At 27.1% G+C, this 1,102-nt stretch carries 2 protein-coding genes; both read right to left on the bottom strand.

All coding sequences use genetic code 11. The features are described from left to right. Positions 1–269 precede the first annotated feature (269 nt). Positions 270–719 (bottom strand): hypothetical protein, encoded by a 450-nt coding sequence (locus Q4586_RS13960; protein ID WP_303530004.1) that lies wholly within the window; start codon positions 717–719, stop codon positions 270–272. Position 720: 1 nt separating this feature from the next. Further along, positions 721–1,008 (bottom strand): hypothetical protein, encoded by a 288-nt coding sequence (locus Q4586_RS13965; protein ID WP_303530006.1) that lies wholly within the window; start codon positions 1,006–1,008, stop codon positions 721–723. Positions 1,009–1,102 lie beyond the last annotated feature (94 nt).

A 1,102-nucleotide genomic window follows, 5' to 3' on the forward strand; every position in this document is an offset into this window, starting at 1 on the left:
AATAAATGATAGTCAATAAAATCTTTTTCTTCTAATATATATTCTAATTTCATTTTAGTGTTTAATTGTTGCCAACGGTTAGTATAAGAAACGTAGGGCAGTTGACAAACACTTTCGTTTCGGTTTATTACTTAGCTAAATATAAATATTTTACTTTTATCTCTTTTCTATAAACGCCAAATTTTATATTTAGCGGACTTATTAAATAAGTACAAAACATTGGAGTTAACACAAAAGCCCTATGTTTTTTATACATTGTTAGCTTTAGTTTATTTTTTATTTCCTATTTCAAAAATATTCTTAATCACATCTTCCACACCGAATTGGGTAGACCATAAAATAAAAATAAATACTCCGACCATTAATGCAAAAATAACAGAACCTACAACACTTTGCCATACTCCAGTAAAAAATCCCCCAACTGCTTTTTTTCTATAATACCTTTCTATTTCTTCAAGTTTGTCTTTCATTAAAATGTCCGCATATTCTTTCAAGAAATACTGAGCCTCATTTCTGTATGATTCTATTTGAGTTTTTGTATTACTCATTTCTTTGAATTCGGTTAATTCTGTACTTGATACTTCACTACTGTTTTTTCTTTTTTTTATATTTTCAATTATCTCCACCTTTTGTCTTTTGTAGACTGAATAAGCTATAATTCCAATAAGGTCTTTTTCTCCTGTTACTATTTCTTGGTATATTTTATTATGCTCACTCATCTTAAACTGTATCTAATTTACTTATAGCTTCATTTATTTCATTTTCAGAAAATTCAAGACTTATTTCACTTGTAGTTCCATCTTCATTTTTAACTTTTAGTAATTTATCATCTTTATCTTTTTTATATTTTATATAGAAAATAATACCAACTATTACAATAACGAATATTATTATAAGTAGAAGATTATTATCACTACTTCCATCTTTCTCAATGTTCTTAACTCCAAGCATTTTTTTATTCGCTTCAAGAACATCTGAATTATGAATATTTGAAATGTTATTTATCATATTTTGTAATTAAAGCTAACGGTCTCGTATAACCGTCAGTTACGGGTTTATATGCGTTAATTTTCGGTTGAGAGCTAGCCTTAGCAATTCCGAG

The sequence above is a fragment of the Tenacibaculum soleae genome (genome assembly GCF_030549005.1).
Classification (GTDB): domain Bacteria; phylum Bacteroidota; class Bacteroidia; order Flavobacteriales; family Flavobacteriaceae; genus Polaribacter; species Polaribacter soleae.